Below are 21,339 nucleotides of genomic sequence, written 5' to 3' on the forward strand. Positions count from 1 at the left end.
CGCAGGCAACGCGGTCAGTCGGCCGGGGCGTTCTGCCACTGGCCGTCCACGCGCACGAAGGCCATGGACTGCTCGCCGTGCTCGTTGCCGTCGCCCGCGCGCACCGTGCACTCGATGACGGCCCGGTCGCTGGCGACGTCGCAGTTCCTCACGTCCTGCACCTGCAGGGTGCCGGCCGCCTGCTCGTAGCGTGCGCGCAGGGCGGGGTCGCCCTGCTGCTGCGCCTGTTCGGCGATCCGTTCCCGCAGCAGGGCCTGCACCCGCTCCCTGGACGGCGCCGGTACGGGCACATCGCGCTGGTCAGGCAGTGTCCACACGCCGTCCACGCGGGCCAGACGCAGCAACCGTGGTCGCGATTCGATGCCTGCGCTGGTGGTGGCGATGCAGTCGACGGCGTCGCTGGCCTCGGCGGCTGCGCAACTGTCCAGGGCCAGCAGACGGGGCCGGAAGGTCTCGGCAACCAGACGGCTGCTGTCGCTGGCGGGACGATCGGCCACGGCCTGATCGAACATCCGGTCCATTGCGGCCTGTGCCTGCTGCAGCGATGGCATGTGCGGCGATGCGGCGCCGGCGATGGCGCACGGCAGCAGCGCCGACAGGGCAAGACAGCGACGAAGACGACGGGAAAGTGTCATGAGCGACCATTCCTTGGTGGGGGGGCTGCGCAGTGTAGTCGTGCCTGTCGCCGTGCCGATAGGCAGCGTCTGGCGTGAGCCGCATACTGTGCCCATGGGCATCGAAATCGAACGCAAATTTCTCGTCACCCATGATGGGTGGCGCACGGCCGCGCACCGGGTCATCCCGATGGCGCAGGGCTATATCAACGATCTGGGCGCGCTCGACCGCGGCACCCAGAATGCCTCGGTGCGGGTCCGCATCGAAGGCGATACGGCCGCGCTGAACCTGAAGTCACGGACCCTGGGCCACACCCGGCAGGAGTTCGACTACCCGATTCCGGTGCAGGATGCGCGTGACCTGCTGGCGCTGTGCGTTGGCGGCCTGATCGACAAACGCCGGCACCTGGTCGAGTACGCTGGATTGATCTGGGAGGTGGACGAGTTCCTTGGCGAAAACGCTGGCCTGGTGGTCGCCGAAGTGGAACTCGACAGCGCTGACCAGCCCATCGACCTGCCGGACTGGGTCGGTGTCGAAGTGACTGACGACGCGCGCTACTACAACGTGGCATTGGCCAACAAGCCCTATTCACAGTGGTGAAGTGGAGGGGGGCCTTGATCCCAGCTGTGCAGAAAGCAACTTGATCCCCTCCGTCCCCTTTTTTCAGGGCGAGCAGGCCACATGTCGCAGGGATGAGAATCGATATCTACTCCGACGTGGTCTGCCCCTGGTGCTGGATCGGCAAGCATCGCTTCCAGCAGGGTGTGCAGTTGCTGGGCGCTGACGCGCCCGAACTCGAGATCCACTGGCAGCCGTTCCAGCTCGACCCGGATGCGGACGCCACCCCGGTGCCGCTGCGCGAGGCCTATGTGCGCAAGTTCGGCGGTGCCGAGCGTACCGAGCAGATTCTTGGCCAGACCCAGACCACCGCGCGGGCCGAGGGCCTGCCGATGGACTTCAGCCAGGGCCAGGTGCGGGTGACCACGCTGCCGGCGCATCGCCTGCTGTGGCTGGCGGGCCAGCACGGCGTGCAGGAGGCGGTCGGCGAGGCGCTGTTCCGCGCCCACTTCGAGCACGGACGAAATCTGGCCGACCCGGCCGTGCTGGTCGAGGCTGGCGCTGCGGGCGGTCTGGGCGCAGACGAGATCCAGCAGATGCTGGCCGGCGATCGTGGCCTGGCCGAAGTGGAAGCGGGCCTGGCCCAGGCCCATGCGCTGGGCATCTCCTCGGTGCCCACCTTCGTCATCGACGGCCGCTGGGCGGTTTCCGGCGCCCAGCCGCCGGAAGCCTTCGCCAACGCGCTGCGCCAGATTGCCGCCGAACAGGCTGCGGGGCAGGGTGCGCAGGGCGCCCCGGATGGCAGCGACGACGCCTGTGGCGCGGACGGCTGCAAGGTCTGACCGCACCACAAAAGGGGACGGAGGCGATCAAGGCGTATTTGGCACCATTGGGTCGATTGCGCGTCAATCCCCTCCGTCCCCTTTCTTGAACACTGCGCCTGTTGGCCGGTTCTGCGACAATGCGGCACTGCGCCATGCGGGCGCCCGTTGTGGAGATCGACCATGCTGCTGATCGGCGTTGCCGGTACTGAACTGACCGCCCAGGAACGTGACTGGCTGCAGCACGACGCTGTGGCCGGGGTGGTGCTGTTCAAGCGCAACTTCGCTTCGCGGCAGCAGGTGACCGAACTGTCCGCGGCCATCCGCGCTGGCGCACCGCGCCCGCAGTTGATCTGCGTGGACCAGGAAGGGGGGCGCGTGCAGCGCTTCCGCGAGGGCTTCAGCGAGCTGCCTCCGCTGCAGGACATTGGTGTCCAGTACGCGAAGGACCCCGACGCTGCATTGGCACTGGCCGAGCAGCACGCCTGGCTGATGGCCAGTGAAGTGCGTGCCAGCGGCGTGGACCTGAGCTTCGCGCCGGTGGTTGATCTTGGCCGTGGCAATCGCGCCATCGGCAACCGTGCCTTCAGTGAAGATCCGCAGATCGTGGCTGCGTTCACCGCCGCCTACGTGCGTGGCATGCATGCGGTTGGCATGGCCGCCACCCTCAAGCATTTCCCCGGCCATGGCACCGTGCTGGAAGACACCCATGTGGACACCGCGATCGACCCGCGCGCGCTGGATGAACTGCGTGCGCAGGATCTGGTCCCGTTCGCGGCCGGTATCGCCGCAGGCGCCGATGCAGTGATGATGGCGCACGTGATCTATCCGCAGGTCGCGCCGGAACCGGCGGGTTACTCGCCGCGCTGGATCCAGCAGATCCTGCGTGGCGAGCTCGGCTTCCGCGGCGTGGTGTTCTCCGACGACATCGGCATGGCCGCCTCGCACAGCGCCGGTGGCGTGCCGGCCCGCGTGCACGCGCACCTGGATGCCGGCTGCGATGTGGTGCTGGTCTGCCACCCGGAACTGGTCGATGAAGCCCTGCACGCGGTGCAGGGACGCTCCCTCAATACCGCTGCGCTGCTGGGCCTGCTCGGTCGCGGCGCGCTTGGCTGGGATGGCCTGCTGGCCGATGCCCGCCATGGCGACACCCAATCCCGTCTGCTTCAAACCCTTGGAAGAACCGTCTGATGCCGAACCTCACCATTTCCCAGGCCCTGGCCCAAGCTGACCTGCTGGTCGATCGTCCCACCATCGACAAGGCCATTGCCGGCATCGCCGACGCCATCGCGCGCGATTACCAGGGCGAGGTGCCGCTGTTCCTGTCGATCATGCACGGTGCACTGCCGTTCGCAGGCCAGTTGGCGCTGGAACTGGGCGCACGTGGCCAGGACGTGCAGTTCGATTACCTGCACGCCACCCGTTACCGCGGCGAGACCACCGGCGGCGACCTGGTGTGGAAGCACAAGCCGGCCACCGCGCTGTTCGGCCGCCGCGTGCTGCTGGTCGATGACATCCTCGACGAGGGTTACACCCTGCAGGGCGTGCGCACCTGGTGCCTGGAACAGGGCGCAACCGACGTGCGTATTGCCGCGATGACCGTGAAGAAGCACGACCGCGCGCTGCCGGATGTCATCGCCGACTACGCCGGCATCGAACTGCCGGATCGCTACGTGTTCGGTTTCGGCATGGACGTCAACGAAACCCTGCGCTGCGTGCCGGCCATCTACGCGATGAAGGAATAACGACGCGGCCGCCTGGGCCTGCGTTTGCTGCCGCCGGCATCCTCGGGTGCCGGCGTTCTTTTTTCTCTGGAGTGCTTTTCATGCAACAGATCGCCCTGGCCGTGATTGGCGGCACCGGTGTCTACAACCTGGCCAAGCTTGACGACGTGCAGACCCACGAAGTCTCGACCCGATTCGGACAGCCATCCGGCCCGGTGCGGGTCGGGACATTGCTCGGTCATCGAGTGGCTTTCCTGGCGCGTCATGGTGAAGGCCATTCGCTGCCGCCGCACAAGATCAACTACCGCGCCAACCTGGCCGCGCTGCAGCAGATCGGCGCGCAGCGGGTGCTGGCACTGAATACCGTGGGCGGCATCGGTGACGATTTCGGCCCGCGCGTGCTGGCCTGTCCTGATCAGGTAATCGATTACACCTGGGGCCGGATCAGCACGATCTGCGAGGAAGAGGGCACCGACGTGGTGCATGTGGACTTTGGCCATCCGTACACGCCGATGCTGCGCAGCAAGATCCTGGCGGCGGCGAAGGTGACCGGTGTGAAGGTCCACGACGGCGGTTGCTACGGCGCAACGCAGGGCCCGCGACTGGAAACCATCGCCGAAATCGCGCGCATGCGACGCGATGGTTGCGACCTGGTAGGCATGACTGGCATGCCCGAAGCGGCGCTGGCACGTGAGCTGGGGCTGGATTATGCGTGCCTGGCGATCGTTGCAAACTGGGCGGCCGGGTGCGGTGACGGCGAGGAAATCACCATGGCCGAAGTACTGGCCAATGTGCAGGCCGCCAGCAACGGACTTCCGGAACTGGTCGGCGAATTGGCGCGGGGGTGATTGTCTTCGCGTAACAAGCTTTGCATACTCAGCTTGTGCGCGGGTTCAGCGTACACCACCCATTCATTGCATAAGGTCACGCATCACCATGCCGAACGGTACCGTCAAGTGGTTCAACGACGCCAAGGGATTTGGCTTCATCTCGCCGGAGGACGGCAGCGCCGACGTCTTCGCGCACTTCTCCGCGATCAACTCCAAGGGCTTCCGCAGTCTGCAGGAAGGCCAGAAGGTCACCTACGACGTGACCCAGGGCCCGAAGGGCGCCCAGGCCTCGAACATCGTTCCGGCCGAGTGATCCACTCGACAGTGCGTTGAAAACCCCGCTTCGGCGGGGTTTTTTTTCGGGTCGTGAAGATGCTCTTGCTGCGGGAGCGCCTGTCCTTGCGTGCGAATGTCCCCGGCGCTGGCCTCCGGCCATCGCCTCCTCCTTTACTTCGCACGCAAGGACAGGCGCTCCCGTTGCGGAATCGCGCGCGCCAGCGGATGCCATGAAGGCCGAGCGCCGCCACCGCTGCAGGCTCTCCTGCGAAGTAAAGGAGGAGGCAGCCGCGCAGAGGCTGCCGGGGGACATTCGCAGGAGAGCCTGCAGTGGTGGCGGAGCCCGAAGTACCGCTTCTGTTGGGAAGACGCCCGATGTGCCGCTCCTGCGCCGATGGCACAATGCGGGCATGACGGAACGACTGCGCATCGCCGTAATTGGATACGGCACCGCTGGCCAGGCCTTGGCCATCCTGCTTACCCGTGATGGCCACGAGGTGGAGATCTTCGAACGCGTGCCGACGCCAGGGCCGGTGGGCGCGGGGTTCCTGCTGCAGCCCAGTGGACTGCAGGCGCTGTGGCAAATGGGCCTGCTCGATGCCGTGCGCGGCTACGCCATGCCGGTGCGTCGGCTGTATGGCGATACCCCGTGCGAGCGCGCAGTGATGGACATGGGCTATGACGGCCTGGATGCGCGCCTGCATGGCCTGGGCATGCAGCGCGGCGCGTTGTTCTCGGTGCTGGACCAGGCGCGTGAAGGCGCCGGCGAGCTGCACGTGGGTACGACCATCGTCGAGGTCGACCACCAACAGGGGCGGCTGCGCGACAGCGACGGCCGCACGCACGGACCGTTCGATCTGGTGGTTGCCGCCGATGGCGCTGCGTCCACGCTGCGCAACGGCATCGAAGGCGGCGCGGCGCTGGACCGGGTGTACCCGTGGGGCGCGCTGTGGTGCCTGTTGCCAGCCGAAGACTGGCCGCACATGCAGCAGCTGCGGCAGCGCTACGTCGCCGCGCGCAAGATGATCGGCCTGCTGCCGGTGGGTACCCGACCGGGTGACGACACACCTCGACTGAGCTTCTTCTGGAGCCTGCCGCGTGCGGATTTCGACCGCTGGCAGGGCGATGGCATGGCGCCCTGGCTGGAAGAACTGCATACGCTGTGGCCACAGGCGGGTGCGCGCTTCGCCCATCTGCAGGACGCCGGGCAACTGGCGCGGGCGGTGTACCGCGATGCGGTGATGAGGCGTTGGCATCAAGGCCGGCTGGTACTGGTGGGTGACGCAGCACACGCGATGAGCCCGCAGTTGGGGCAAGGCGTGAACATGGCGCTGCTGGATGCGCTGGCGCTGCGCGATGCGTTGCGCACCCATGGTGCAGGCGAACCTGCATTGCAGGCCTACCAGGCGCAACGGCGTGCGCATGTGGCGGTCTATCAGCGCTGGAGCCGCTGGCTGACGCCGCTGTTCCAATCTGATCGTGATGCATGGGCGAAGGCGCGCGACGTACTGCTGGGACCGATGGGACGGCTGCCTGGCGGACGAGGACACATGCTGCGTGTGCTCAGCGGTACCCAGCACGGTTGGCTGGGCGCGCTACCGCTCGATCCGGCATTCATCGAAGCGCTCGCCACTGCGCCCACGCCGGTACGGGGCATGGCGATGCCCGCCACCGCGTGAAGCCATTCGTCGGCTCACTTAACGATTACCTCACCCCGTATATGCGACAAGAGATGAGCACGCGGCAGCCGCGTCGCCCGCTTTCCTTTTCGTGATCGTTCATCGCGTGGCCCGGGTGGCGCCGCCGTCGCTGCCTGCTGCGGCCCGGATGTGCCGCACGATGCACGAGGAGGACGCCATGTTGTTCGCGGTCGAGAAGCTGGAATCGGAAATCTGCAAGCTGCGCGGTCTGCTGCGGATGCTGCACGAGGACCAGCCCGACGTACTGGAGGATGTGTTCGAGTTTCATGTGGGCAGTTTGATCAGCCATGCATCACCGGAAAGCCACGACCATATCCGCGCCTGCGCCCATGAGATGCTGGCAGCGATACAGGCACTGCCGCGCCACGCTGACAAGGCCACGCCGGATTTCAGCCTGATGCCCGAAATCGTCGCCCGCCCGTCGTAATGCAGGGCAGGCCTGGACGCATCAGCGAACCGGCAGCGGAACCACACTGCCTTCCACACACGCGAGCAGCTGTTCGCCCGCTGCCAGCACAGGCACGACACCGGCGGTGAATGCCGAGAACGCCGGCAGGACGGTGACGCCCTGGCGCAGCCAGAACGCGGGGAAGCGCCGACGCAGTGCCGGCAACGCAACCTGCGGATGCACATGGCCCGCCAGCACGTGCGTGGAGGCATCGGCCAGCGGCTCGTGCCGCAACAGGAACGGTCCCAACCGTGCGTCGTCATGCATCCGCACCTGCAGTGCTGCCTTCGGCAGATCACGGTCGTGATTGCCGCGCACCACGTGGATGTCCAGCGCGGCATGCTGTTCGCGCCAACCGAGCCATTGCTGGTACCAGGCCGCGCGATGTGCCGGGCCATGCAGGACGTCGCCGAGGATCCATAGTTGCTGGCACTGATGGATGGCCACCATGTCCTGCAGGCGCTGCAGATCAGTACTTGTACCTCCGGCCGGCAGGGCGATTCCCGCGCGCCGGAATACGTCCGCCTTGCCCAGGTGCAGGTCGGCGATCAGCAACGTGCGACGCGCTGGCCACAGCAGCGCGCGTCCACCCAGCAGCAGCATGGATTCACCGCCCAGCTGCAGCGGCAGATCAGCGGCCATGGCGGCGCTCCAGTTGCTGCGCGGCACGCTGCACGCGCGTGCGCCAGTCTTCATTGCTGAACTGCCCACGCAGGCGCTCGGCCCATAAAGGAAACGCCAGCGGCGTCAGCGACGATGGCTGCTGCAACGACAACGAACGTGTGGCGATGCCTGCCAGCACTTGCTGCAGGCCGGGCAGATCCAGGCTGTCGTGCAGCACCTCATGCTCGGCCAGCACCAGCAGCAGATGTTCCGGATCATGTTCGCGCAGCACGTCATGCAGCAAGCCGGCAGAGGCCTGCAGCTGGCGCAGCGAGCGTGGCATGCCACCCGGCAGGCTGGGCACCAGCAGGCCCGCCACGCGTGCGATGCCGCGGAACTGACGGCGCGCCAGCTCGCCCAGGTTCACCGCTTCGCGCAGGTCATGCAGCAGATCGTCCGCGTCCAGCATCGCCCGCCAGTCCTGTTCCTGCAGGTCCAACGGCGTGGCAGGGGCGAGCACCAGGCCATGGTCGTTCACTGCATAGCCGATGCTGTTGCGTTGCCGCCGGGTGCAGCGCAGGGCCAGCAGCGCAGCCAGCGCTTCATGCACATGGCGCCCAGCAAAGGGATAGACGAACAGGAACTGGCCTTCGCGTCGGCGCACATTTTCCACCAGCAGGTGGCCTGGTGAAGGCAGCGCAGAGAGCTGCGACTGCAACGCCAGCAGTGGCGCAAGCCAGCGCGACTCCGCGCTCTGGTCGGCGCCTGACAGCACCCTCTCCAGTTCGCGTCCCAATGGCATCGACAACGGCAGCTGGCCGCCCTGCCAGCGCGGCACCACGCCGTCACCACCGCCGCGCGCCACGCGTACGAATGCAGTCATGTCGCGCAGCTGCACCAGCTCCAGCAGCCGTCCTGCGAACTGGAAGCGGTCGCCGCGGCGCAGGCGGCTGGCGAACTGTTCTTCCACCGCGCCCAGGCTGCCGCCGCGCAGGAACTGCACGCGCACGCTGCCGTCGCTGCTGATGGTGCCGATCGACAGCCGGTGGCGCAGCGCCTGGCGGCGATCGGGCATGCGGTAGATGCCATCGGCATCGCGTACCACCTTGTGGAACTCCGGATACCGGGACAGTGCGCGTCCGCCTTGCACGATGAAATCGAGCACGGCCTTCCATTGCGCGTCTTCCAGCGCGGCGAAGGCATGCGTGCCACGAACCTGCTGCAGCAGTGCATCGGCGTCGAAGCCGCCAGCCAGCGCACGACTGACCGCGTGCTGGGCCAAGACATCCAGCGACAACGTGGGGGGACGTCGCGCTTCGATCACGCCGTCATGCAACGCGCGCCGGGCCGCCGCGTACTCTGCCAGTTCCAGCGCGTGGCTGGGAATGCACAGTATTTCGCCGCTGGCACCGGGCCGATGGCGCGCACGCCCGGCCCGCTGGCGCAGGCGGGCTACGCCCTTGGGACTGCCCAGCTGAAGCACCTGGTCAACTTCCGGAAAGTCCACGCCCAGGTCCAGGCTGGACGTGGCCACCACGCACCGCAGCGCGCCCGCACGCAGTCCGTCTTCCACCTGCTGCCGCAGCGTGGGATCCAGTGAGCCGTGGTGCAGGGCGAGGGTGTCGGCATCCTCCGGCCACACCGCTGCGAGCGCCTGGTGCCACAGTTCGGCCTGCGCACGCGTATTGGTGAAAAACAGGCTGCTGCGTGCGCGGAACACTGCATCGAGCACGCGCGGAAGCTGGGAAAGGCCAAGATGCCCGGCCCATGGAAAGCGTTCGCCGGGTTCGGGCAGCAGGCTGCGGATCGTCACCGGCCGCTGCCGGGCGCCCTCCACGATCGGTGCCTGTGGCTGGTGTGGCAGCAGTACGTCGCGCGCCTGCGGCAGATTGCCCAAGGTGGCTGACAGCCCCCACAGCTGCATCGTGGGCGCTGCCGCACGCAGCAGCGCCAGGTTCAACTGCAGCAGCACGCCGCGCTTGTTGCCCAGCAGTTCGTGCCATTCGTCCACCACCACGCAGCGCAGCTGGCGCATGCGCTCAAGGGTGTCGGGATAGCTGAGCAACAGCGCCAGCGACTCCGGCGTGGTCACCAGCACGTCGATGCGACCTTCGCGGGCCAGGCGCCTGTCGCGGTTGCTGGCATCGCCGCTGCGCAGCCCCACGCGCCAGCCCAGGCCAAGGCCGTCGATCGGCGCCTGCAGCGCGCGTGCGGTATCACTGGCCAGCGCACGCAGTGGTGTCACCCACAGCACCTGCAGCGGGCGTACCGCGCTGGCACGGCGCGGTGCGGGGGGCGGGTCGAGCATCGCCTGCAGCAGCGGGCCGCCGAACATGGCAAGGGTCTTGCCGCTGCCGGTGGGCGTGTGCAGCAGGCCCGATTCGCCGGCCAGGTAGTGGCGCCACATCGCGCGCTGGAAGGGCAGGGGGCGCCAGCCGTGGCTGCCGAACCAGTCGTTCAGGCGCAGCAGCGCATCGCTGCGCTTCATCGCGCCAGCGCCTGCAACTGGGCCAGGTGGTCGGCTTCGGCAGCCGGCTTGTCGTGGCGCCAGCGCAGGATGCGTGGAAAGCGCACGGCGATGCCGGACTTGTGCCGCGCGCTGCGGTTGACCGCTTCGAAACCGAGTTCGAATACCTGCTCGGCACTGACGCTGCGTACCGGGCCGAAGCGCTCGCGGGTGTGCGCGCGGATCCAGCGGTCGAGGGCGAGGATTTCCTTGTCGTCCAGCCCGGAATAGGCCTTGGCCACGGGAACCAGCGTGTCGCCGTCCCAGACCCCGAAGGTGTAATCGGTGTAGAGCGTGCTGCGCCGGCCATGACCCGCCTGCGCATACAGCAGTACGGCATCGATGGTGAGCGGTTCGACCTTCCACTTCCACCAGTCGCCGCGGCGACGCCCGGACTGGTAGATCGAATCGCGGCGCTTCAGCATCAGCCCTTCCACGCCGCGCTCGCGCGATGCGTCGCGCAGCTGCGCGGCATGCTGCCAATCGTCAGCGCGCACTTCGGGCGACAGCTGGATGCGAGGGTCACCGAGCGCGCCGACCACCTCGGCCAACTGCGCGCGACGTTGCTGCAGCGGAAGTGCACGCAGGTCCTGACCGTTGCGTTCAAGCAGATCGTAGGCGAGCACGCGCACCGGCGTGTTGCGCAGGGTGGCGGCGCCGGGCTTGCGGCGCTGGATGCGCGTCTGCAGCGCAGTGAATGCGCGCGGCAGATTGTCGGCCTCGTCCCACGCCAGCAGCTCGCCATCCAGCACGCAGCCATCGGGCAGCAATGCGGCGGCCTGCTCGATTTCCGGGAAGCGACCATCCAGCCGTTCTTCGCCGCGCGACCACAACGCCACTTCGCCCTGGCGCCGCAGCAACTGCAGGCGGATGCCGTCCCACTTCCATTCCAGCAGCCAGTTGCCGATCTCGCCCAGCCGCTCGGTGGGCTCGCCATCCAGTGGCGAGGCGAGGAAGAACGGATAGGGCTGCTGGCGATCGGTCGGCAGTTCTTCGGCAGACAGCAACGTGGCCAGCAGGCCGGGGGAGGGCACCCAGTCGCCGAGCATGCGCTGGGCGATGCGGGCGATGTCCAGCCCGGACCATTCGGCCAATGCCTGCTGCACCACGCGCTGCGATACGCCAACGCGCAGTGCACCGGTCAGCAGCTTGTTGAAGACCAGGCGTTCGGCCGATGCAAGCTGACGCCAGCCCTCGACTACAGCGGCACGACGCACCGGCTCCGGCTGGTTGGCAACGGCAAGCAGGTGTTGTTCGATCCAGTCGGCCAGGGGGCGATCCTCGGCTTCGCTGGCCGGATCATCCAGCAGCAGCGTGAGCGTTTCGGCAAGGTCGCCGACCTGCGCATAGCTGTCCTCGACCAGCCATGGTGGCAGGCCGGATTCTTCAGCGATCCACGTCCGCAGTTCGCCGCTGCCCGCGATCCTGCGGCGCGCACCGCCCACTTTGCCACCGCTGAGCAGGTACAGCGCCCACGCCGCGTCGTGTGGTCGTGCGTGCTGGAAGTAGTCGATCAGCGCCGCGCGCTTGTCCAGCGTCGCCGTGCTGCGATCCAGCCGCTGGTACAGCGCGGCGAAGGCCTTCATTCCTCGCTCCCGAAATCGGTGCGGAAGGCTTCGGCGGCAACGCCGCGTTCGCGCAGGTATGGAATCAGCGCATCGGTGTTGCCGTGGGTGGCGATGATGCGTTGCGCACCGGTCTGCGCGATGGTCTGCAGCAGCGCAGGCCAATCGGCATGGTCGGAAATCACGAAGCCGCGGTCGACGTTGCGTCGGCGGCGGTTGCCGCGCAGCTGCATCCAGCCCGAGGCGAATCCAAGCTGGTGGCGGCCGAACCGTCGCAGCCAGGGCGTACCGGCGGCTGAAGGCGGCGCCAGGATCAGCTGGCCGGCGGCATCGGGCTGACGTCCCTGCTCGGCAACGGTGAGCGTATCGAGCATCGGGACACCGGCCTGGCGATAGACGGCGACGCCGTTGGCGATGGCACCATGCAACCACGCAGGCTGGTCATCCACCGCACGCAGCTCGGACAACACGCGTTGCGCCTTGCCCAGCGCGTAGCAGAGCAGCACGGCCGCTTCCCCCCGCTGTGCGCACTCGCGGCGCCAGGCGGCGATTTCGGCCGCCACTGCGCGGGTATCGGGCCAGCGATAGATCGGCAGCGCGAACGTGGCTTCGGTGATGAAGGTATCGCAGGGCACCACTTCGAACGGGGTGCAGGTGGGGTCGGGCTGGCGCTTGTAGTCGCCCGAAGCGACCCAGACCTGCTCACCGTCGTCGATGCGCACCTGCGACGAGCCGAGCACGTGGCCGGCCGGATGCAGCGATACCTGCACCCGGCCCAGCGCGAACGGCACGCCCTCGGCATGCGCATGCAGCGGCACATCGCCCAGGCGCCAGCGCAGGATCGGCACGCTGCCGGTGCTGCAGTGGTATTCGCCCATGCCAGGACGCGCGTGGTCGCCATGGCCATGGGTGATGACCGCGCGCGGTACCGGCCGCCAGGGATCGATATGGAAATCGCCTGCCGCGCAGTACAGCCCTTCCGGCCGCAGTACCACCAGATCGTCATTGCCTGCCATGCCATCACTGTGGCGTGGCGGTCGTGCACGCGGCGAGAATCGGCCTGAACGCGGGGTTGCCGGACGATACGGCACAATCGGGCCGCACACCTCTTGCCGGCGGGGAAAGAACCGATGAGTGGACCGAGCTTCAACAGCAGCGCTCACTACGAAACCCACGTGGTGCTCAACCAGCCGCCACCGTTCGCCGGTCGCCAGTTGTGGACCGACGACGTGGCACTGATGGAGGCGGTGCAGCGCGAGGGTGCGGCGGCCTTCGCGCCACGCCTGGCGGTGTACGGAGGGCTGGCCGGTGACGAGCTGTACCGCATCGGCTTCGACGCCAACCGCGATCGCCCACGTCTGCGTACCCATGATGCGCAGGGCCATCGCATCGATACCGTGGAATTCCATCCGGCGTACCACCAGCTGATGCAGACGGCGAAAGAGCATGGCGTTGCAGGTCTGTCCTGGCACGAGCCGCAGCCTGGCGCGCATGTCGCGCGCGCTGCGCTGAGCTACCTGCATCACCAGGCCGAGGCGGGCACCAGCTGCCCGTTGACCATGACCCACGCCGCGGTGGCCGTGCTGCGCGGGCAGCCGCATCTGGCCGAGTGGTCGCGCAAGGCCGCCGCACCGGTATACGACCCGCGTGATGTGCCGGTGGCCGACAAGGCCGGCATCACCCTGGGCATGGGCATGACCGAGAAGCAGGGTGGTTCGGACGTACGTGCCAACACCACCCGTGCCGAGCCCATCGATGGCGAGCGCTATCGGTTGATCGGGCACAAGTGGTTCTTCTCCGCCCCCATGTGCGATGGCTTCCTGGTGCTGGCGCAGGCGCCGGCCGGGTTGACCTGCCTGCTGATGCCGCGACGGCTGGCCGACGGCGATCGCAATGCGTTCCGCCTGATGCGCTTGAAGGACAAGCTGGGCGACTGGGCCAACGCCTCCAGCGAAGTGGAGTTCTGTGGGGCGCAAGCCTGGCGGGTGGGCGAGGAAGGGCGTGGCGTGGCCACCATCATCGGCATGGTGATGATGACCCGGCTGGACTGCATGCTCGGTTCTGCGGCGGAAATGCGCATGGCGCTGGCGCAGGCGCTGCACCACGCGCGGCATCGGCGCACCTTTGGAAAGCCCCTGATGGACCATCCGTTGATGGCCAACGTGCTGGCCGATCTGGCGCTGGAATCGGAAGCCGCTACGGTGCTGGCGATGCGTATCGCGCGCGCGGTCGATCACGCCGGCAGCGATCCAGCCGAGGCCGCGCTTGCGCGGCTGGGTACGGCATTGGGCAAGTACTGGATATGCAAGCGCGCGCCTGCGTTCGTCAACGAGGCACAGGAATGCCTCGGCGGTGCCGGCTACGTGGAGGAATCGATGTTGCCGCGGCTGTACCGGCAGGCGCCGTTGAATTCGATCTGGGAGGGTAGCGGCAACATCCAGTGCCTGGATGTGCTGCGCGCGCTGGCGCGCGAACCGGAGGTGCTGGCGGCACTGCACGGTGAGTTGGAGGCGGTGGCCGACCGTGATGCGCGCTATGCGGCGGCGCTGCAGCAGTGGCGAGATGCGCCGGCGCCGGAGGAGGCGCAGGCGCGGGTGTTCTGCGAACGCACGGCATTGCTGCTGCAGGCGGCCTTGTTGCTGCGTGCGCGCAGTCCGATGGCTGATGCGTTCATCCGCAGCCGGCTGCAGGGCGAACATGGGCTGGCGTTCGGCACGCTGCCGGCCGGGGTGGATGTGGCGGGGATGCTGGCGCGCGCGCTGCCGTAGGTGACGGCCAACGGCGGAGCCCCTCGTGGTGGGCGCTGCGGGAGTGTGGGGCGGGGCCGCGCGGGTGGGCTGCGCAGGGGGCGCCGTGAACCCATCCCTGGGGGCTTGGCCGCGGCATCCATGCCGCGGACACCCCTGCGCAGCCCACCCGCGCGGCCTTGGACGGTTTCCGTGCGCGTCCAGCACGGAATCAACAGAAGAAGCGAAAAGCAGAAAGCAGAAAAGCCGCGGCAATGCCGCGGCTTTTCCTGTAGAGCCGAGCGCCGGGCCATGCCCGGCGAACGCGAAGGCCTTAGTGCTTGGCTTCTTCCTTGGCGGCAGTGGCCTTGGCGTCGTCGGCCACATCGCGGGCCTTGTCGGCAACCTTCTGCGCGGCATCGGCCGTGGCGTCGCTGGCGTGGGCGGCAGCATCGGTCGCTGCGACCTTGGCTTTGTCGGCGGCATTGGCGGTAGCGGCTGCGGCGCTGTCCAGCGCCTGCTGGGTATCGGCAGCAGCCTGCTCGGAGGCGGCGGCGGTCTTGTCGGCGGCGTCGCGGGTGGCTTCGGCGGCCTTGTCGACGGCATCGCGTGCGGCGGCGCCGGCGCTGTCGGCGGCCTGCGCGGCATCCTGCTTGGCCTGCTCGGCTTCCGGGCCCTTGCAGGCGGCCAGTGCCAGCAGCAGGGAGGCGGCCAGCAGGGTGGTGGTCAGCGGGCGAATCTTCATGGCGGTCTCCGGTACTGCAATGGATGGGGACGCCAGCCTATTCATGCCGTTGTGAAGACGTGGTGGTGACCCGCGCAGAACCGCGCGCAAAGAAAAAGCCGCTGGCGAACCAGCGGCTTCTTCAGAACAGCTTGAAGAAAGAAGTTATTACTTCTTGGCTTCTTCAGCAGCGTCCTTGGCCTTCTCGGCGGTGCCTTCAGCAGCCTTGGCAGCGTCGGCAGCAGCGCCGGCAGCAGCGTCGGTGGCAGCGCCAGCAGCCTGGGCAGCGGCGTCAACCGAAGCGTCAGCAGCGGTGGCGGCGGTGTCAGCGGCCTGCTGGGCAGCGTCGGCGGTCTGGGCGCCAGCAGCGGCGGCCTGGTCGGCAGCAGCCTGGGCTTCGGTGGCGGCCTGGTTGGCCGAAGCAGCGGCGTCCTGGGCAGCTTCCTGCTTCGAGCAGGCGGCCAGGGCCAGAGCCAGGGACATCGCGACCAGCAGCTTGTTGATGCTCATTGTGTAAATCCTCGTCGTTAGAATTAGGCAACGCGCATGCTGCGCGCCGACAACATGATGACAAGCCAAGATTGGGTGTCAAGCGATCCCGCATTCATTTTTGCGAAATAGACGTTAAACCCTTTCAGATCAACTCGATGGCGATAGCCGTCGCTTCGCCGCCGCCGATGCACAGGGTGGCAATGCCGCGCTTGCCGCCCCGCGTGCGCAATGCATTGACCAAGGTGACCACCAGGCGTGCGCCGGAGGCACCGATCGGATGGCCCAGTGCGCAGGCACCGCCATTCACGTTGAGCTTGTCGTGCGGGATGCCCAGTTCGCGCATCGGTGCCATGGCCACCACGGCGAAGGCCTCGTTGACTTCGAACAGATCGATCTGGTCCAGCGACCAGCCGGTCTTCTCCAGCAGCGTGTGGATGGCGCCGATCGGGGCCGTGGTGAACCACTCCGGCTCCTGCGAATGGGTGGCGTGGCCGACGATCCGCGCCAGCGGCTGCAGGCCGCGTGCGACAGCATCTTCTTCGGTCAGCAGGACCACCGCGGCGGCGCCGTCGGAAATGCTGGAGGAGCTGGCGGCGGTCACGCTGCCGTCCTTCTTGAAGGCCGGGCGCAGGGTCGGGATCTTGGCAATGTCCGAACGGCCGGGCTGTTCGTCGCTGGTGACCTCGACCTCACCCTTGCGGGTGGCGACCTTCACCGCAACGATTTCGTCGGCGAAGGCACCGTTGGCCTGGGCCGCCTGAGCGCGCTTGACCGATTCGATGGAGTAGGCGTCCTGCTCTTCGCGGGTGAACTGGTATTTGTCCACGGCGCATTCGGCGAATTCGCCCATGGCCTTGCCGTCATAGGCGTTGACCAGGCCATCGTGGGCCATGTGGTCCACGGCCTGGAAGTTGCCGAAACGGTTGCCGGTGCGCGAATTGGGCAGCAGGTGCGGGGCGTTGGACATCGATTCCATGCCGCCGGCGACCACGATCCTGGCCGAACCGGCCTTGATCAGGTCATGGCCGAGCATGATGGCCTTCATGCCCGAACCGCAGACTTTGTTGAGGGTGGTCGCACCGACCGACAGCGGGATGCCGGCGGCGATCGCCGCCTGGCGGGCAGGGGCCTGGCCGAGGTTGGCCGGCAGCACGCAGCCCATCAGGACTTCGGAGACGTCGCTGGCAGGAACGCCCGACTGTTCCAGTGCGGCGGCAATGGCGGCCGCGCCGAGGGTCGGGGTCGGAACGCCGTTGAACTGGCCGAGGAAGGAGCCGATGGCGGTGCGCTTGGCGGCGGCGATGACGATGTTGGACATGGCAATCTCGTTGATGCGTGAGCAATGTTCGGAAAGGAGACGGCGGCTGTTGGATGCGGCGCCGTTTCCCGGCAGACTGCGTGGGGGTCGGCTCAGTATAGAGGGTCGGCGAAGACTGCCGCTGGGCAGTCCTTGATGCCTGCCCGGATGGCGGCAGGCCAACGTTCATGGGAAGGAAACGATGGAACGTAAGACGATGGGAAGGTCGGTCCTGGCATCGGCGCTGGCAGTGGCGCTGTCGGCGTGTGGCGGTGGAGGAGGCGGCAGCAACGTGCGCATCGACCCGCCACCGGTCACGCCTCCCGTTACCCCCCCGGTTACTCCGCCGCCAGCCGGCAGACCGCTGGAACCGGCTGTGGATGCGCATCTGGCACAGACCAACGCGCGTGCCGCACAGGCCGCTGGCGCGACCGGTCGCGGCGTGCGCATCGGCATTGTCGATTCGGGCGTGCTGCGCAATGCCGAGGCACTGAACGGACGGGTGGTGGCCAACCTCAACTACATCGACCCGAGTCGCAACAATCTCAGAGTCGACGACGTGCTTGGCCATGGCACGGCCGTCGCCAGCCTGGCCGCCGGCGCATCGGTGGGCGTCTGGCCGGGGGGGATCGCCCCCGGTGCGGAGATCGTCTCGGCGCGCATCATTTCCGACACCGAGCCCAAGGATGACGGCAGCGGCAACGGCAATTCCTTCAGCGGCACGCTGGGCGTGGCCGGGGTCCACCAGGACCTGATCAACTACGGCGTGAAGGTGATGAACAATTCCTGGGGCGGCCTCTACTGGACCGACCTCGGCACCACCGCGCAGGTCGCGGCCGAATACCGCCCCTTCATCATCAACCATGGTGGCCTGGTGGTGTTCGCTGCGGGCAACGAGGGGCGCGACCAGCCCAGCAGCGTGGCTGCGCTGCCCAGCCAGCGTGGCTTTGGTGGAACGCTGCCGGCGGCCGACCTGGAGAAGGGCTGGCTGGTGGCCACCGCGATCGATCCGAACAAGCCGGGTGAACGCGCGCCCTGGGCCAACGCCTGTGGCGACACGGCGCGCTACTGCCTGACCGCTCCCGGCAGCGCGGTGTTCCCAGAGCCGGGTACCGGCAAGTATCTGTGGAATTACGGTACATCGTTCGCCGCACCGCTGATCTCCGGTGCCGCTGCGCTGGTCTGGCAGCGCTACCCGTACTTCGACAACGACCTGGTGCGGCAGACCCTGCTGGGCACCGCTACCGACATCGGCGCGCCAGGCGTCGATGCGGTCTTTGGCTACGGCATGCTCAACGTCGGCAAGGCGGTGAACGGCCCCGGCCGCTTCGACTGGGGCGATGTGACGGTCAATGTCGATGCGTCTTCCTCGGGCTCGCTCTGGAGCAACGACATCGCCGGCACGGGTGGCCTGGTCAAGCGCGGCGACGGCCGGCTGGAGCTGAGCGGCAACAACAGCTACAGCGGTGCGACCCGCATCGAGCGCGGCAGCCTGGCCCTGCGGGGCGGTGCTGTGATTCGTTCCAACGTCAGCATCTCTGGTGCCGGCGGTGCCTCGATGGTCGGGCTGCAGTTCATGCCGGGCACGCCACGGGTGATCGGCAACGTCGACAACGGCGCCAGCGTGGTGCTGACCAACGCCAACACCAACGCGACCATCGAAGGCAATTACAGTCAGCGGCCGGATGCGCAGCTGATTGTCGCGCTGGGCGTGAACCCGCTGCAGGTGACCGGCACCGCACGCCTGGCCGGTGGCGTGGTGGTCAATGGCATCGTTTCCGGCTACGTGCCGCAGGTCGGCAGCCGCCAGGGCCTGATCCATGCCAACGGCGGCATCAACGGTACGTTCACCACCCCGGTGTCCAACACCGGTGCCAACGGCCTGACCCTGCTGCAGGCGCAGTACGGCTACAGCAGCAACGACGCGTGGATGGACCTGACCCAGGTCAATGTTTCCGCTGCCGCGTCCGGTCTGGGTGCCACTGCACAGGCATCGGCACTGCGGGTGTCGTCGGCATTCACTGCGCTGGACCGCAATACGAACCTGCAGGGTTCGGCGTTCGGCGTGGCGGCCGGCGAGCTGCAGCGTACGGCGGGCGGCACCGATGGCCTGTCGGCGAGCCTCGAAAGCCTGTCCGGACAGGCGCATGCACGCGCTGAAGCGTCGACCTTCGACAGCGTGGACATGTCGCGCCGTGCAGTTGCCGAGCGCTTCGACCGCGTGCAGGCGGCGCCGAAGCTGCGTGGCGCCTGGCAGAGCGCGCTGGGTGAAGCCGGGCAGGGCAGTTTTGCCGGCAATGCCGCCGACAGCCGGGGCTGGATGGCCGGCCAGGACGTAGCACTGGGCAGCAACGGTCTGCTGGGCATGGCCTTCGGTGAAACCCGCAGCAACGGCGGCAGCAACTTCAGTGGCGATCGCGGTCGCGACCGCCAGACGCAGGCGCAACTGTATGCCGGCTGGAACCTGGGGCGTGGCTATGCCCTGGCCCAGTTCGGCACCGGCCAGTTCGCCCGTGAACTGGACCGTCAGTTGCTGCTGGGCGCAGGTGCCTACGGTGTCTCCGCGCGCTACGGCGGGCGTTTCAGCAGTGCCAGCGTCGAAGGCGGCTATCGTTTCGGTCGCATCGGTGCGTCGTTGACCCCGTACCTGGGGGCCAGCAGTACACGCCTGGATACCGATGGCTTCAGCGAGCAGGGCGGCTTCGGCTTCGGCCTGCGTGGTGAAGCGTCGCGTGCGCAGCGCAGCCAGATGCTGGCGGGCCTGCGTGGTGAACGCCAGTGGGGCCGCTGGACCCTGCGCGGCCATGCCGAATGGCAACAACGGCTGGATGGCAGTGAGCAGGCCCGGCAGGCAAGTTTTGTCGGCGTTGATGCCTGGGCGCCGTTGGCCGGTATTGACGCGCCACGTGGCAGTGCCTTGTTCGGCCTGGCACTGGAATCGTGGTGGGGCCGCAATGGCCGCTTGAGCCTGGGTATCGACCAGCGCGTGGGTGGCAATGATGCCCGGCAGGCGGCGCTGCGCTACAGCACGGGCTTCTGATCGTAGCGCCGGGCCTGCTGCCCGGCGCGTCTACTCGGCGGTGCCGACCCACGGTCGGCACGCGCCCGGTTCGTGAAGGCGGCGATCAACCGCCGCGCAGGTTGCCCAGGCGCGGCGTGCTGCGGCCCAGCGGCATCTTCAGCTTGCCGATCGACAGGATGCGCGCTTCGGCGATCCGGTCGGCGGCACGCTGCGGGGCGATGTTCTCGCGCTGCGACAGTTCGAAGATGCGCGTCAGGTTGTGGTAGATGCTGCGGATCAGCCGCATCGCGCGCTCGCGGTTGTAACCGTCGATTTCCAGGGACACGTTCATCACGCCACCGGCGTTGACCGCATAGTCCGGCGCATACAGGATGCCGCGCGCATGCAGCTCGTCGCCGATCTCCAGGCTGGACAGCTGGTTGTTGGCGGTGCCGCAGATGATCTTCGCCTTGATCCGCGGCAGGGTGTCGGCGTTGATCGCGCCTTCCAGCGCGCACGGCGCGAACACATCGGCGTTCACTTCGTGGATCTCGTCCGGCTTCACGGCCTCGGCGCCGAAATCGCTGACCGCACGATCCACCAGTGCACTGTCCAGATCGGTGACATACAGCTTGGCGCCGCGGTCACGCAGCAGCTTCACCAGTTCCATGCCGATATGGCCCAGGCCCTGCACCGCGATGCTGGTCTTGCCCACTTCCTCATGGCCGAACTTGAAGCGCATCGAGGCCATCAGCGCCTGCAGCGCGCCATAGGCGGTGAACGGGGCCGGATCTCCCGAGCCGCCATGGACCTGGTGCACGCCGGTCACGAACTGGCTTTCCAGGTAGATGTTCTCCATGTCGTTGACGTCGGTACCGACATCCTCGGCCGTGATGTAGCGACCGCCCAGCGAATCGACGTAGCGGCCGAAGGCGCGGAACAGCACTTCGGTCTTGTCGGTCTTGGGGTCGCCGATGATCACCGCCTTGCCGCCACCGACATTGAGACCGGCCAGCGCATTCTTGTAGGTCATCGTGCGGCTCAGCCGCAGCACGTCGGCCAGCGCATCGTCGGTGCTGGCGTAAGGGCGCATGCGCACTCCGCCCAGGGCAGGGCCCAGGGTGGTGTTGTGGATGGCGATGATCGCCCGCAGGCCGGCATCCTGGTTGTGGCAGAACACCACCTGTTCGTGGCCGGTGGTTGCGAGGGTTTCGAATAGCATGGGGTCTCCGATGGCGCGATCTGCGGTGAACTGCGGCGAACTGCCAATGAACGGTAGGGTCCGAAAACAAAAAAAGCGACGTCGTCGGTACAGGGGGACGGGTCGCGCGGCGCCATTCTAGTCCATTCGCCCGGGATATGCCGTGGACGCTGGAGGCGCCCGGGTTAAAGAAGATGAAAGTGCGGCCGATGCTGCGACGACGGCAGGTGGCCGGATGTGATGAAGGTGCAG

At 67.5% G+C, this 21,339-nt stretch carries 19 protein-coding genes; 10 read left to right on the plus strand and 9 right to left on the minus strand.

The window, feature by feature from the left end; translation table 11 throughout:
• Positions 1 to 14: 14 nt before the first annotated feature.
• A complete protein-coding gene (locus HUT07_RS04800; protein WP_176019972.1) occupies positions 15 to 635 on the minus strand; it encodes a hypothetical protein in 621 nt (206 codons plus the stop codon).
• Between the two features lie 94 nt (positions 636 to 729).
• Between HUT07_RS04800 and HUT07_RS04805 the strand changes: the two genes are divergently transcribed.
• From HUT07_RS04805 to HUT07_RS04840, 8 genes are all read left to right on the plus strand, one after another.
• Positions 730 to 1,215, plus strand: coding sequence for a CYTH domain-containing protein (locus tag HUT07_RS04805; protein WP_176019973.1), 486 nt, complete (start codon positions 730 to 732; stop codon positions 1,213 to 1,215).
• Between the two features lie 92 nt (positions 1,216 to 1,307).
• The gene (locus HUT07_RS04810; protein WP_176019974.1) at positions 1,308 to 2,015 is read left to right on the plus strand and encodes a DsbA family oxidoreductase; all 708 of its coding nucleotides are present in this window, start codon (positions 1,308 to 1,310) and stop codon (positions 2,013 to 2,015) included.
• A 162-nt stretch (positions 2,016 to 2,177) separates the two neighbouring features.
• Positions 2,178 to 3,185 (plus strand): beta-N-acetylhexosaminidase, encoded by a 1,008-nt coding sequence (gene nagZ / locus HUT07_RS04815; RefSeq protein ID WP_176019975.1) that lies wholly within the window; start codon positions 2,178 to 2,180, stop codon positions 3,183 to 3,185.
• Positions 3,185 to 3,739: a hypoxanthine-guanine phosphoribosyltransferase gene (locus HUT07_RS04820; RefSeq protein WP_176019976.1), complete on the plus strand. Its 555-nt coding sequence runs from the start codon at positions 3,185 to 3,187 to the stop codon at positions 3,737 to 3,739. Before nagZ ends, HUT07_RS04820 begins: the two co-directional genes overlap by 1 nt.
• An 80-nt stretch (positions 3,740 to 3,819) precedes the next feature.
• The gene (locus HUT07_RS04825) at positions 3,820 to 4,566 is read left to right on the plus strand and encodes an S-methyl-5'-thioinosine phosphorylase (protein WP_099818943.1); all 747 of its coding nucleotides are present in this window, start codon (positions 3,820 to 3,822) and stop codon (positions 4,564 to 4,566) included.
• Positions 4,567 to 4,654: 88 nt separating this feature from the next.
• Positions 4,655 to 4,861, plus strand: coding sequence for a cold-shock protein (locus HUT07_RS04830; RefSeq protein ID WP_019183439.1), 207 nt, complete (start codon positions 4,655 to 4,657; stop codon positions 4,859 to 4,861).
• Positions 4,862 to 5,234: 373 nt separating this feature from the next.
• Positions 5,235 to 6,503, plus strand: coding sequence for an NAD(P)/FAD-dependent oxidoreductase (locus HUT07_RS04835; protein ID WP_176019977.1), 1,269 nt, complete (start codon positions 5,235 to 5,237; stop codon positions 6,501 to 6,503).
• Positions 6,504 to 6,681: 178 nt separating this feature from the next.
• On the plus strand, positions 6,682 to 6,951 hold the full coding sequence (locus tag HUT07_RS04840; RefSeq protein WP_176022474.1) for a hypothetical protein: 270 nt from the start codon (positions 6,682 to 6,684) through the stop codon (positions 6,949 to 6,951).
• 21 nt (positions 6,952 to 6,972) lie between these two features.
• Here the strand turns inward: HUT07_RS04840 and pdeM are convergent, their stop codons facing one another.
• From pdeM to HUT07_RS04860, 4 genes are read right to left on the minus strand one after another with little or no spacing between them, the layout of a single operon-like run.
• Positions 6,973 to 7,614, minus strand: coding sequence for a ligase-associated DNA damage response endonuclease PdeM (pdeM, locus tag HUT07_RS04845; protein ID WP_176019978.1), 642 nt, complete (start codon positions 7,612 to 7,614; stop codon positions 6,973 to 6,975).
• A complete protein-coding gene (locus HUT07_RS04850) occupies positions 7,604 to 10,063 on the minus strand; it encodes a ligase-associated DNA damage response DEXH box helicase (RefSeq protein WP_176019979.1) in 2,460 nt (819 codons plus the stop codon). The genes pdeM and HUT07_RS04850 overlap by 11 nt, the downstream gene beginning before the upstream one ends.
• Positions 10,060 to 11,667, minus strand: a complete 1,608-nt coding sequence (locus tag HUT07_RS04855; RefSeq protein WP_176019980.1) for an ATP-dependent DNA ligase — start codon at positions 11,665 to 11,667, stop codon at positions 10,060 to 10,062. Before HUT07_RS04855 ends, HUT07_RS04850 begins: the two co-directional genes overlap by 4 nt.
• Positions 11,664 to 12,662: a ligase-associated DNA damage response exonuclease gene (locus tag HUT07_RS04860; protein WP_176019981.1), complete on the minus strand. Its 999-nt coding sequence runs from the start codon at positions 12,660 to 12,662 to the stop codon at positions 11,664 to 11,666. The genes HUT07_RS04855 and HUT07_RS04860 overlap by 4 nt, the downstream gene beginning before the upstream one ends.
• A gap of 114 nt (positions 12,663 to 12,776) precedes the next feature.
• Between HUT07_RS04860 and HUT07_RS04865 the strand changes: the two genes are divergently transcribed.
• Positions 12,777 to 14,414 carry an acyl-CoA dehydrogenase family protein gene (locus HUT07_RS04865; RefSeq protein WP_176019982.1) on the plus strand — a complete coding sequence of 546 codons (1,638 nt, stop codon included), beginning with the start codon at positions 12,777 to 12,779 and terminating at the stop codon, positions 14,412 to 14,414.
• Between the two features lie 292 nt (positions 14,415 to 14,706).
• On the opposite strand, the gene HUT07_RS04870 is transcribed toward HUT07_RS04865, so the two are convergent.
• From HUT07_RS04870 to HUT07_RS04880, 3 genes are all read right to left on the minus strand, one after another.
• Positions 14,707 to 15,117, minus strand: a complete 411-nt coding sequence (locus tag HUT07_RS04870; RefSeq protein ID WP_176019983.1) for a hypothetical protein — start codon at positions 15,115 to 15,117, stop codon at positions 14,707 to 14,709.
• A gap of 147 nt (positions 15,118 to 15,264) precedes the next feature.
• Positions 15,265 to 15,606, minus strand: a complete 342-nt coding sequence (locus HUT07_RS04875) for a hypothetical protein (protein ID WP_089236409.1) — start codon at positions 15,604 to 15,606, stop codon at positions 15,265 to 15,267.
• Between the two features lie 124 nt (positions 15,607 to 15,730).
• A complete protein-coding gene (locus HUT07_RS04880) occupies positions 15,731 to 16,906 on the minus strand; it encodes a thiolase family protein (RefSeq protein WP_176019984.1) in 1,176 nt (391 codons plus the stop codon).
• A gap of 181 nt (positions 16,907 to 17,087) precedes the next feature.
• Here HUT07_RS04880 and HUT07_RS04885 point away from each other — a divergent pair, with 181 nt between their 5' ends.
• The gene (locus HUT07_RS04885) at positions 17,088 to 19,925 is read left to right on the plus strand and encodes a S8 family serine peptidase (protein WP_176019985.1); all 2,838 of its coding nucleotides are present in this window, start codon (positions 17,088 to 17,090) and stop codon (positions 19,923 to 19,925) included.
• Positions 19,926 to 20,010: 85 nt separating this feature from the next.
• Here the strand turns inward: HUT07_RS04885 and HUT07_RS04890 are convergent, their stop codons facing one another.
• On the minus strand, positions 20,011 to 21,108 hold the full coding sequence (locus HUT07_RS04890) for a Glu/Leu/Phe/Val dehydrogenase (protein WP_176019986.1): 1,098 nt from the start codon (positions 21,106 to 21,108) through the stop codon (positions 20,011 to 20,013).
• Between the last annotated feature and the right edge of the window lie 231 nt (positions 21,109 to 21,339).

The organism is Stenotrophomonas sp. NA06056 (genome assembly GCF_013364355.1).
Classification (GTDB): domain Bacteria; phylum Pseudomonadota; class Gammaproteobacteria; order Xanthomonadales; family Xanthomonadaceae; genus Stenotrophomonas.

What these genes read in the sequence shown, in the direction of transcription:
- HUT07_RS04800 (WP_176019972.1), bottom strand. Translation starts at nt 635, where the DNA reads ATGACACTTTCCCGTCGTCTTCGTCGCTGTCTTGCCCTGTCGGCGCTG.
- HUT07_RS04805 (WP_176019973.1), top strand. Translation starts at nt 730, where the DNA reads ATGGGCATCGAAATCGAACGCAAATTTCTCGTCACCCATGATGGGTGG.
- HUT07_RS04810 (WP_176019974.1), top strand. Translation starts at nt 1,308, where the DNA reads ATGAGAATCGATATCTACTCCGACGTGGTCTGCCCCTGGTGCTGGATC.
- nagZ (WP_176019975.1), top strand. Translation starts at nt 2,178, where the DNA reads ATGCTGCTGATCGGCGTTGCCGGTACTGAACTGACCGCCCAGGAACGT.
- HUT07_RS04820 (WP_176019976.1), top strand. Translation starts at nt 3,185, where the DNA reads ATGCCGAACCTCACCATTTCCCAGGCCCTGGCCCAAGCTGACCTGCTG.
- HUT07_RS04825 (WP_099818943.1), top strand. Translation starts at nt 3,820, where the DNA reads ATGCAACAGATCGCCCTGGCCGTGATTGGCGGCACCGGTGTCTACAAC.
- HUT07_RS04830 (WP_019183439.1), top strand. Translation starts at nt 4,655, where the DNA reads ATGCCGAACGGTACCGTCAAGTGGTTCAACGACGCCAAGGGATTTGGC.
- HUT07_RS04835 (WP_176019977.1), top strand. Translation starts at nt 5,235, where the DNA reads ATGACGGAACGACTGCGCATCGCCGTAATTGGATACGGCACCGCTGGC.
- HUT07_RS04840 (WP_176022474.1), top strand. Translation starts at nt 6,682, where the DNA reads ATGTTGTTCGCGGTCGAGAAGCTGGAATCGGAAATCTGCAAGCTGCGC.
- pdeM (WP_176019978.1), bottom strand. Translation starts at nt 7,614, where the DNA reads ATGGCCGCTGATCTGCCGCTGCAGCTGGGCGGTGAATCCATGCTGCTG.
- HUT07_RS04850 (WP_176019979.1), bottom strand. Translation starts at nt 10,063, where the DNA reads ATGAAGCGCAGCGATGCGCTGCTGCGCCTGAACGACTGGTTCGGCAGC.
- HUT07_RS04855 (WP_176019980.1), bottom strand. Translation starts at nt 11,667, where the DNA reads ATGAAGGCCTTCGCCGCGCTGTACCAGCGGCTGGATCGCAGCACGGCG.
- HUT07_RS04860 (WP_176019981.1), bottom strand. Translation starts at nt 12,662, where the DNA reads ATGGCAGGCAATGACGATCTGGTGGTACTGCGGCCGGAAGGGCTGTAC.
- HUT07_RS04865 (WP_176019982.1), top strand. Translation starts at nt 12,777, where the DNA reads ATGAGTGGACCGAGCTTCAACAGCAGCGCTCACTACGAAACCCACGTG.
- HUT07_RS04870 (WP_176019983.1), bottom strand. Translation starts at nt 15,117, where the DNA reads ATGAAGATTCGCCCGCTGACCACCACCCTGCTGGCCGCCTCCCTGCTG.
- HUT07_RS04875 (WP_089236409.1), bottom strand. Translation starts at nt 15,606, where the DNA reads ATGAGCATCAACAAGCTGCTGGTCGCGATGTCCCTGGCTCTGGCCCTG.
- HUT07_RS04880 (WP_176019984.1), bottom strand. Translation starts at nt 16,906, where the DNA reads ATGTCCAACATCGTCATCGCCGCCGCCAAGCGCACCGCCATCGGCTCC.
- HUT07_RS04885 (WP_176019985.1), top strand. Translation starts at nt 17,088, where the DNA reads ATGGAACGTAAGACGATGGGAAGGTCGGTCCTGGCATCGGCGCTGGCA.
- HUT07_RS04890 (WP_176019986.1), bottom strand. Translation starts at nt 21,108, where the DNA reads ATGCTATTCGAAACCCTCGCAACCACCGGCCACGAACAGGTGGTGTTC.